A 9,918-nucleotide genomic window follows, 5' to 3' on the forward strand; every position below is an offset into this window, starting at 1 on the left:
AGCACGACAGCACGACGAAGGCCGGGCGGCTCCTGGGGAGCCGCCCGGCCTTCGTCGTGCTCCGGGGCGTGGGGTGCGGGGTGCGGGGTGCGGGGTGCGGGTCAGGCGCGCCAGTTGCGGACGAGGTCGCGGAGGGCGACCTTGTCGAACTCGACGCCGAGGTCGGTCAGCTCCTGGGCGACGAGCTTGCCGTCGGGGCCGTGCTTGGCGACGAGGCGGTAGGCGAAGTACGGGAACCAGTGGTTCTCGCGGATCTTGGCGACCTCGGAACGGTCGATGGCGTAACCCTCGGCGGCGAGGTCCTCGCAGGCCTTGGCGATGTCACCGGTGTGGCGGTTGAGCGCTTCGGTGACGATGGTGCGCATGCTGGTCGGGTCGGGCTGCGGCTTGAGGTCGGAGGACTTCTCCTCCTCGACGGCGGGCAGCAGGTCGACGAAGGTCTGCTCGGCGGGGGTCTCCGGCGCGGCGGCGGGAACCGCCTCCGGGATGCGCTCCGCGGTCTTCTCCGCGGCCTTGGCGGCGTCGACGATCGGGTCGGCGATCTGCCCGGCGGGCGCCTCGAGCTCGGCGACCCGGACGGCGCTCGCGGTGATCTGGCGCGGCTCCAGCGAGGCCGCCAGCGCCTTCTCGTGCTCCGCCTCCATCTCCGGCATCTGCACCACGTACCGGTGCAGCGTCCGCAGCAGCACGAACAGGCCGAGCATCGACACGATCGGCGGCACCGCAGCGGTCGCCTGGTAGGAGAACTCCTTGTTCAGCACGTGGCCGATGTTGAACACCAGCGATGCCGTCCAGCCGGCGAGCGCGATGAACAGCGGGAGCATGAAGTCCACCCAGCTGAGCAGGCTCTTGCGGATGGCGTACGCGTCCAGGGCGAGCAGGAACAGGCCGAGCTCGCCGACGATGATGAAGAGGTCGACCAGCAGCGGGAAGGAGGCCGCCTTCCAACCGGTCAGACCGTGCTCCAGCGCCCAGTCGTGCAGGCCGGAGTAGGACTGCGCGAATCCTCCGCCCGTCGCGATGAGGACCGCGGCGGCCATCAGACCCACCGCAGCCCATCGAGTTACGGTTTTGGCCTTGAAGACGGCGCTCATGCGGGTACTCCACTCGACTCTTGAGATGACCTTGGAGGAGGATATCCCTCCGCTTGAGGGTCAGGAGTCAACTTCAACTTCTTTGTCCGACTCGTTGCTCAACCGACCCATCGGAGGAGGATGGAGGGCATCGAAGCACAACTCCCCGCTCCACGGGGTCCGATTGCGCACACCGATCCGGCTCGACGTCCACGTCCGGGAGCGTCCCACCGGATCGTTCAGGTCAGAGCGGTTCCGGTGCCGACCGTCCGATCAGGACGGAGAGGACTCGGAGGGAACCGGCCCGGACGGCGTCGATTCGGCCGGAGCCGACTCGATCGGGTCCGGCGCGGACTTGGCGAGCCCCAGCGCCTCCGCGGCCATCGGCAGCAGCAGGCCCAGCACCAGGACGGCGCCTCCGCCGAAGCGCAGGGCGTGCTCGCTGAGTTCCGTGAACGGGTTGCCCGGCATCGCGGCCGCCCATGCGACGAACGCCAGCAGCGCGAACGCCAGCAGCGGCAGGCTCACCCGGAGGCTCCGCTCGGGCCGGACGCCGGCGCCCGCGGCGGCCGCGCGCCTGCGGCTCACCATGTAGGTCAGGACGAAGACGACGGGCACCAGAGCCAGTCCGACACCGAACACCGCCCACTTGGCGGCGGCGGAGCCGGGATCGGTCAGCCCCCACAGCGCCGTGTAGACGCCGATCACCTCGGCCGGGATGAACTCCGCGATCCGGTTCAACGCGCTGTCCCCGCCGTACGCGGGACGTGCGGCGGGGACATGTTCGACCGCCGGGTCGTTGACGGCTTCGGTGGACACCGCGATCTGGGCGAGACGGGTGACGCTCATATCCCAACGGTGCCCACGAAACCATCGGCAACACCAAGAATTACCAACGAACCCGGACAGACATCACTGGCTGCCGGAGCTCTGCCTCAGCTCTCCTTTCGCGGCTCCCCGCGGTACGTCCCGAAGGACCAGAGGTTCCCCTCCGGGTCGCGGACGATGAAGTCCCGCGAACCGTAGTCGGTGTCGCCCAGTTCCCGGACGACCGTCGCCCCCGCCTTGACGGCCCTGGCGTAGAGCGCGTCCGGCTCGTCGGTGACGACATAGGCGCCGAGGCCCCCCGGCGCCACGGCGAAGACGTCCCCCGGTTCGTCCCGTACCGAGCCGAGCATGACGCCCCCGCCCAGCGGCCAGTCGAGCTGCGCGTGGTGGACGATGTCGCCCTCCCCGTGCACGACGGTCTCCTCGAACCCGAACGCCTCGACGAGAAAAGCGATCATCCTGCGTGCGTCCCTGGCCCTGAACGCGGGCCAGACCTGCGGTCGTGGTGTGGTCATGGACTCACCCTCCCTTCCCGCTCCCCTCCCCGTCTTGAACGAACCGGACCCCCTCCCCGAACTCGCTCTCCAGGTAGCGCAGCGGGGAGAGCCCGGTCAGCTCGCGAAACTCCCTGGTGAAGTGAGGCTGGTCGGCGTACCCGCAACCGTGCGCCACCTCCGCCAGGCACGGCTTCCGCCCGACCCCCACCCCCTCCTGCAGTCGCATCCGCGCCCGGTCGAACCGGATCACCCGTCCGGCGGCCCTGGGCGACAACCCCACCTGCGCGCGGAACCGGCGGCGCAGATACCGGGCGCTCCATCCCACCTCCCGGGCCAGTTCCTCGACGCGCGCCGCTCCGCCCGTCCGGTGCAGCCGCCGCCACGCCCGGACGACCTCGTCGTCCACTCCCGGATCGGGCCGTTCCCCGCGCAGCAGGAATTCCTCGACGATCCGGAAACGTTCGGGCCAGCCCCGGGCGTCCACCAGCCGTTCCCTCAGCTCGGCCGCTCCGGCGAGCATCTCCTCGCCCGCGAGGACCTCTCCCGTCAGCTCGCCCGACGGGACCCCCAGCAGCGAACGCGCGCCGAGCGGGCTGAGCCCGATCTGGATCCCCGACTGGCGCCCCTCCTGCGCCATCAGCACCGGCTCGGTGTGCAGCCCGCCGAGGACCACCCCGAGGTCCCGGACGCCTTCCCCTTCCAACATCCGCACCGGCTCTTCGAACGCCACGACCACCGTCAGCCAGGGCGAGGGCACACCCCGGTGCACCCGCGGCGCCCCTGGACCCTGGCTGTATCCGTGGAGCCTCGCCACCCGGCCGCGGAGTCCTTCCCCGGGAACCCGGGACACCATCTCCATCCCTCTACGCTAAGCACACCCTCCGACAGTTCACGCATGAAAGCCGACCGGGTCCGGGGACGACCCGGCCGGCTTCCGCCAGAGATGCTTCAGCACGGCCTTCTGTGCACTCCCGAGCGCTCGAAGTCGAAGAGGCTGTTGTTGATCTGGAGTCCGTCAACCGCCCCGACGAAGGCGTCGTCCGTGCCCTTCTGGATGGCCACGCTGTAGCTGATCACCGCGTTCGGCATCTTGGATTTGAGTGTGTCGAACGAGCAGGGGTTGCTCAGAGTGCAGGTGGTGGTGCCGTCGATGGACCGCGACGACCCCCAGCGGTTGCCGGGCGCGGTGGCGTCGTACTGCTGCCACACGTTGCGGAAGTCATGCGTGACGGGCCGGGAAGGGCTCAGGGACACGTCGGGCAGGTAGACCAGGGTCGTGTAGGGCAGGTTCTCGATCTTGGGGTTGACCTCCATGGAGAAGGACGGCCTGATGGTGGAGGTGCCGGAGTCGATCCCCGTGAAGATCCAGTACTTCACGGACCGGATCCGCCGCAGCGGCGTCCTCGCGAAGTCCGTCTCGTTGCCGAAGGCGATCTTCTCTCCGTCGTCGACGGTCAGTCCCAGGCTGCCCCTCCCGTAGGGCGGCGGTTGCAGGGCGGGGAACTCCGGCCCGGTGCGCCCGTACGGACCCGTCCGCAGTTCGGCGCTCGGCGAGCCGTAGGTGTTGCGTCCGATGACCCCCCACCGGTCGGCGGGCCGGGCCGCGGCCGCTTCCGGCGTCTGCACCACGGCGACCAGCCCGGCGAGCGCCACCCCCGGCAGCACCCACGCCAGACCTCTGGTAATTCTCACGAATTCTCCTCGAATGACGAACGATTCGGAGCCTCGAATCCGTGACATCTATCCCCGCCGGGGAACGAACAAATCAACGACCCATCCCATTGACCATTGATTTACTCGACAAAACACCAGAGAAATGGCTCGCCACACCTATTCCCCCTTCTCCTCCTTGCCGGGCACTCCTTAGTATTTCTTTCCAACCCCCCGATACCCGACGACAAGGACGCACATGATGCGGCGCCTCCTCTCCCTGCTCACCGCCGCGATCCTGGGAGCCGCCCTGCTCGCGGCCCCGGCCTCGGCCCTGCCCGGCGACCGCGCCGCCTCCTTCGGCCCCCAGGGCTACGGACGCGTCAAGCTCGGCATGAGCCTCAAAGCAGCCCGAAAGACCGGATTGATCACTAAAATCACCAAACCGCCAGTCCAGGGTGCCTGCGGCTCATTCATCCTGAAGGGCACCAAGGCGAGCGCCTACTACGAGAAGAAGCGGGGCGTCACCGCCCTCTTCGCCGACAAATCCATGAGGACCCCGCGGGGCATCAAACTCGGCGACAAGTTCAAAAAGGTGAAGAAGGCTTATCCCAGCCTCAAGACCGGACCCAATGTCCACTCCGTCCGCGTCCCCGGCAACCGCAAGGCCCTCTACCTCTTCCTTTTCGACGGCTCCAACCGGCTTTACGAACTGGGCCTGGCCCTCACTCCCATCCGCTGCTTCAACTGACGCTCACATGACGGGGAGGGGCGGCCACGCCGGAACGTGACCGCCACTCCGGCGTTTCCGGGCACTGCTCCGGCCCGGCCGGATGTCAGACGAATTCGGGCAGGAAGCCGGTGCGCATCCGGGGCAGGCTGTCCGGGTGGTTCTCACGGATCCAGGAGACGAGGTGCTCGCGGACGTCGCAGCGCAGGTCCCAGGAGGCGGAGCCGTCGGCGGCGCTCATCGCGGCGCGGACCTCGATGAGGCCGTTCTCCTGGACGTCGGTGACGGCGAGGTTCCACATCTCGCCGTCCCACAGCGGGTGGGCCTGGACGAACTCCGAGAACCGGGCGCGCAGGTCGGCGACCGGGACCGTCCAGTCGACCCGCAGGAGGACGGTGCCGATGATGGCCTCGTTGCGGATCGTCCAGTTCTCGTAGGTCCGCTCGGTGAAGTAGGAGACCGGCAGGATCAGGCGGCGGCCGTCCCAGACCTGGACGACGACGGTGTTGAGGGTCAGGTCCTCGACCTTCCCCCAGTAGCCGTCGACGACGATCACGTCGTCGACGTGCAGGGCGTCGCCGAAGGCGAGGATGACTCCGGAGAACAGGTTCCCGATGGCCTTCTGCGCGGCGACACCGGCGATGATGCCGATGAGGCCGGCGGAGGCCAGCACTCCGGCGCCGATGCCGCGCACCGCGTCGAACGTGAACAGCATCCAGCCGAGGGCGATGACGACGGCGACGGCCGTCACGACCCGGTTGACCAGCATCACCTGGGTGCGGGCCCGCTTGGCGCGGGTGCTGGCGAACCCGCGCGAGTCCTCCACGCCGCTGACGACCGCCCGCATGACGGCGTGCACGATCCGGATGACGAGCCAGGCCATCGAGGCGATGAGGACCAGCAGGATCGAGTGGTCGACGGCCCGGGCGGCGTCACCGAAGAGATGGGCGCTCAACGAGACCGTGCCGTCCTCGGTGTCGACGCGCATCGTCTTCAACGTCGCGCGGGAGGTGAGCGAACCGGTGACGAACACGCCGGGCACGGTCGTCTGACTCACCAGACGCGACATCTGCGGCATCCTGCGTTCCAGCCTTCGGCCGAGCACCCTTCCGCTCACGAGCACCAGCCCGATCGCCACGAGGACGATCGTCAGCGCCAGCGGCGGTCCGATCATGGTCGAAGTGGGATCTTCAGAGGGCTTCATGCCCATTCACACTATGCAAGCGACCCTCGCCTCCCGAACCCCTAAAAAAGCGACAAATAACACTTTTGTGCAGGAGCCGGCCTCGAACACGACCCGGTCCGAGAGGCGCCCCAGAGCCAGAGCACCTGCTCGGCGAAGGACGTCCGCCCCTTCGCCGTTCGAGAACCCGTGACCGAGAGAAAGACGACCTGTCCAGGAAAGCAGCCAAGCGAGCGCAAGGGGCCTACGACAGTCCCGCAGCCGGGAGGCCGGCCAGGACATCCGGCGGCACCGCGACGTGCATCCGGCGCACCGCCGCCAGGCCCTCGACCTTCTGCCCGGTGAAGGGAGCACCGCGCAGCGGTTCACCGGGCGGCCGCGACATCACCGCGCTCGGCCGTACAGCCGCCGAACGCTGTTCCTCCGGCATCCATACCGCCTGGCGGAACGCGACTTCTCGCGCCTCTCGTTCGGTCCGGGCCCGGCAAGATCGCTGTCCCACTGCGGCATATCGTCCATGATCCAAAGGACGGCTGACTTGGAAAAAGAATGCCAGAAAACCTGGAAATTCCCGAGATATCGACCATTGTGGACGGCTCAAGGATCACACGATCGAGAGCGTTGACAAGAAGCCGTCTTCAAATCTCGAGGTCACTGACGTGGCTTTACGGAGCGAGGCGATGAAGCCGAGACCAGCCGGAGGCCGTCTCCGCCTCGACCATGGGTGGAACCGGGCCGGGAATCAGCCGTTCCGCTCCACAACACGGAACGTCGTCATGCTCACCGGGAGGGCCGCACCGGCTCCGGCGCGCCCCTCGCACACTCCCGCCGGCCTCCCTTCCCTGCCTGTTGCCCATCGTGGCGTTGGCCGTAGTGCCTCCGTCGGTCGCTTATCGGCGTCGCGACGCCCTCTTCCTGTTGGTCTCGTCCCGGAAGGGACCTGCTCGGTTCGGTGTCACCAGACGCAAAGCAGCTCCGCATGACGGTGGTGACAGTCTCCCCTGGAGCGCTACGCCGCCCTAGCGTCGACGCGGTCGCGGCATGTGGCCGCACGCGACCCGGCCGCCCGCCGCAGGAGCTGAGCTGCCCGTCGCTGCTCTGCCCGAGCGGTTACGTCTTGTGTGGAAAGACACGTGTTAGGATCGACCGCGCAGTGACAACCAGGTCGGCTGCGGGACCAGAAATGGGGGGTGAGTTGATGACTGCCGTAAAGGCTGCTGCCGTGTGCAGCGCCCTCCGGACCATCCTCACGTCCCGGGTTCCGGTCTGACCTGACACTGATGCCCCCGTTGGAGCCCTGGCGGCTCACGGGAGGCGGCATTCCGTGCTGATCGGGGCCCCTGTTCAAGGGTCTCTACGTTGTCTCGACCTTTCTTTCATCATGCTCAGCCGTATTCCCTGGCGGACTACGGCTGGGACGAGGCGTATGAGCGCGCCTTCGCACCCCATCACGCTGCCGGGCTGATCCCGGCCCGTATCGTGCGAGCCGAACGCGGCTCGTGCGAAGCGATCACGGCCGCCGGAATCGTCCGTGCGCAGATCCCCCGCACCACCGGTCAAGGTGATCCGCTGTCTGCGCCGTGCACCGGCGACTGGGCGGCCCTGCACCCCTCTGCCACCGGCCATGCACCGGTGCTGGACGCGGTACTGGAGCGGCGCACCGCCCTGGTGCGCTCGTCTGCTTCGCGTACCTCGCACGGCCAGGTCCTGGCCGCCAACGTCGACACGGTGGTGGTGACGGTGTCGCTGGCCTCCCCGCTCAATCACGCCCGGACCGAACGCATGCTCGCCCTGTCCTGGGAGAGCGGAGCCCGGCCGTTCGTGGTGCTCACCAAGGCCGACGCGTGCGCCGACGCGCAGTCGGCCGCACACGAGGTGTCCGAGGTGGCTCCCGGGGCGGACGTGCTGGTCACCAGTGCCGTGACCGGGCAGGGCCTGGACACCCTGATCGCCGCCCTGACCGGCACCATCGTGCTACTCGGTCCCTCCGGGGCGGGTAAGTCCACCCTGGGCAACCGGCTGCTGGGCGAGGAGCGGTTGGCCACCGGCGCCGTGCGCGAGGTGGACGGCAAGGGCCGGCACACCACCGCGTGGCGAGAACTGCTCCCGCTGCCCGGCGGCGGCGTCCTGCTGGACACCCCCGGGCTGCGCGCGATCGGCCTGCACGATGCCCAGGACGGGCTTGAGCAGACCTTCGCCGAGATCGAGCACTTCGCGCAAGGCTGCCGATTCACGGACTGCGCGCATGTGAGCGAACCGGGCTGCGCGGTCCTGGCCGCCGTCGCGGCCGGCGAGATTCCCCAGCGCCGGCTGGACAGCTACCAGCGGCTGCTGAGGGAGAACACCTACGCCGCCTCCCGCACCGACGCGCGGCTGCGCGCCGACCGCGAGGCCACCAAGAAGGAAATTACGCGGCACCTGCGCGCCACCTACCAGTTCCGGGAGCGCCAGTAATGAACGACACCGACATCCCCGACCACTCCCGCAGCAGCGACCCGGTGATGCAGGCGTTCTTCACCCTGCACCACGACCTGCCCCGGCAGGCTCCTGGCTCGGACGCCACCACGCGCCGCCTGCTGGAGGCGGCCGGGCCGCTGCCCGAGCGCCCGCGGGTGCTGGACGCGGGCTGCGGCCCCGGCCGTGCCACGCTACTGCTGGCAGAAGAAGCCGGTGCGCACGTGACCGCGGTCGACCTGCACCAGCCGTTCCTGGACGGCCTCGCGGCCGAGGCGGCACGCCGGGGCCTGGCCGACCGGGTCACGGTCGTCAACCGCTCGATGGACCGGCTTCCGTTTCCAGATCACAGCTTCGATGTGATCTGGGCCGAGGGGTCGATCTACACGGTCGGCTTCGACCATGCCCTGCGCGCCTGGCACCGCCTGCTCGCCCCCGGCGGCGTCATCGTCGTCACCGAGATCGAATGGACCGTGGCCGACCCGGCCGCACCCGTCCGCGCGTACTGGGACGCGGCCTACCCGCTGCGCACCCTCGCCGCGAACACCGGCGCCGCGCAGGCCGTCGGCTACCGCCTCCACGCACACTGGCCGCTGCCGGAAAGCGACTGGTGGGACGAGTACTACACCCCGCTCATCCAACGGATCACCCAAGCGGATCCGCAGCAGCCCGGCATGGCGGAGGCACTCGCCGCGACCCAGGCGGAGATCGCCATGCGGCGAGAGCACGGCAGCGACTACGACTACGCCGCCTACATCCTCCACCCCCACGACCACACCATCGACCCCAACGAGAACGAGATCACCATGACCACCTGGACCACCCGCCCGGAGACCACCGAGGACGTCCCCGCCATCCGCGACATCCTGCTCGCCGCCTTCCCCACCGCTTTGGAAGCCGACCTCGTCGACGCCCTGCGCGCCGATCCGAAGGCGTGGATCGACGGCCTGTCCATGGTCGCCACCGCCTCTGACGGCACCCCGGTCGGGTATGCGCTGCTCACCCGCTGCCACGTCGACGGCGTGCCCGCCCTCGCCCTGGCTCCGTGCGCGGTGCCGCCCTCGGCCCAGCGCACCGGCGCCGGCTCCGCCGCGATCCGCGCCGCCCTGGACGCCGCGAGGTCCCGGAGCGAGAACCTGGTCCTCGTCCTGGGCCACGCCGACTACTACCCGCGGTTCGGCTTCACCCCGGCCTCCCGCTTCGGCATCCGAGCCCCCTTCGACGTGCCCGACGAGGCCATGATGGCCATGGCCCTCGACGACACCCGCCCGATCCCGACCGGCACCATCCAGTACCCCGCCGCCTTCGGCGTCTGACACACCCCGTGGTGCCCGCGACTCATCTCTCCCGGGCACCACGACTCCTTCCCGATCCACACGCCCATCAAGTGGCCTGGAAGGGAGCGCGACGGCCATGGACCGGATCTTGCCGCGCAAGATCAAGGAGCCTTAGACAGTGTCCTACGTGGTGATTTTGGCGAGTTTCTTGTAGCAGGTCAGGGCG

Annotated in this window: 10 protein-coding genes and 1 pseudogene; 4 read left to right on the forward strand and 7 right to left on the reverse strand. The window is 68.9% G+C overall.

The genetic code is table 11. The features are described from left to right. Positions 1-101 precede the first annotated feature (101 nt). The 5 genes from ABD327_RS31095 to ABD327_RS31115 all read right to left on the reverse strand — a co-directional run bounded on the left by ABD327_RS31095 (position 102) and on the right by ABD327_RS31115 (position 4,090). On the reverse strand, positions 102-1,094 hold the full coding sequence (locus ABD327_RS31095) for a DUF2637 domain-containing protein (protein ID WP_344455850.1): 993 nt from the start codon (positions 1,092-1,094) through the stop codon (positions 102-104). Positions 1,095-1,346: 252 nt separating this feature from the next. Next, entirely contained in the window at positions 1,347-1,922 is a 576-nt protein-coding gene (locus tag ABD327_RS31100) for a hypothetical protein (protein WP_344455852.1), read from the reverse strand. Between the two features lie 86 nt (positions 1,923-2,008). Further along, positions 2,009-2,416 carry a VOC family protein gene (locus tag ABD327_RS31105; RefSeq protein ID WP_344455854.1) on the reverse strand — a complete coding sequence of 136 codons (408 nt, stop codon included), beginning with the start codon at positions 2,414-2,416 and terminating at the stop codon, positions 2,009-2,011. Positions 2,417-2,420: 4 nt separating this feature from the next. Continuing rightward, positions 2,421-3,257: a helix-turn-helix domain-containing protein gene (locus ABD327_RS31110; RefSeq protein WP_344455856.1), complete on the reverse strand. Its 837-nt coding sequence runs from the start codon at positions 3,255-3,257 to the stop codon at positions 2,421-2,423. Positions 3,258-3,346: 89 nt separating this feature from the next. Then, a complete protein-coding gene (locus ABD327_RS31115) occupies positions 3,347-4,090 on the reverse strand; it encodes a hypothetical protein (protein WP_344455859.1) in 744 nt (247 codons plus the stop codon). A 217-nt stretch (positions 4,091-4,307) separates the two neighbouring features. Here ABD327_RS31115 and ABD327_RS31120 point away from each other — a divergent pair, with 217 nt between their 5' ends. Further along, positions 4,308-4,799, forward strand: a complete 492-nt coding sequence (locus ABD327_RS31120; RefSeq protein ID WP_344455861.1) for a hypothetical protein — start codon at positions 4,308-4,310, stop codon at positions 4,797-4,799. Between the two features lie 85 nt (positions 4,800-4,884). Here the strand turns inward: ABD327_RS31120 and ABD327_RS31125 are convergent, their stop codons facing one another. Together ABD327_RS31125 and ABD327_RS31130 are read right to left on the reverse strand one after the other, a co-directional pair. Further along, on the reverse strand, positions 4,885-5,952 hold the full coding sequence (locus tag ABD327_RS31125) for a mechanosensitive ion channel family protein (protein WP_344455863.1): 1,068 nt from the start codon (positions 5,950-5,952) through the stop codon (positions 4,885-4,887). 253 nt (positions 5,953-6,205) lie between these two features. Further along, on the reverse strand, positions 6,206-6,391 hold the full coding sequence (locus ABD327_RS31130) for a hypothetical protein (protein ID WP_344455866.1): 186 nt from the start codon (positions 6,389-6,391) through the stop codon (positions 6,206-6,208). 1,049 nt (positions 6,392-7,440) lie between these two features. Between ABD327_RS31130 and rsgA the strand changes: the two genes are divergently transcribed. From rsgA to ABD327_RS31145, 3 genes and pseudogenes are all read left to right on the forward strand, one after another. Next, positions 7,441-8,415 (forward strand): ribosome small subunit-dependent GTPase A, encoded by a 975-nt coding sequence (gene rsgA, locus ABD327_RS31135; RefSeq protein ID WP_344455868.1) that lies wholly within the window; start codon positions 7,441-7,443, stop codon positions 8,413-8,415. A 47-nt stretch (positions 8,416-8,462) separates the two neighbouring features. Next, positions 8,463-8,870 (forward strand): annotated as a pseudogene (locus ABD327_RS31140) (SAM-dependent methyltransferase); the annotation flags it as partial. A gap of 351 nt (positions 8,871-9,221) precedes the next feature. Then, a complete protein-coding gene (locus tag ABD327_RS31145; protein WP_344455871.1) occupies positions 9,222-9,731 on the forward strand; it encodes a GNAT family N-acetyltransferase in 510 nt (169 codons plus the stop codon). Positions 9,732-9,918 lie beyond the last annotated feature (187 nt).

Source organism: Actinocorallia aurantiaca, assembly GCF_039533685.1.
GTDB lineage: Bacteria > Actinomycetota > Actinomycetes > Streptosporangiales > Streptosporangiaceae > Actinocorallia > Actinocorallia aurantiaca.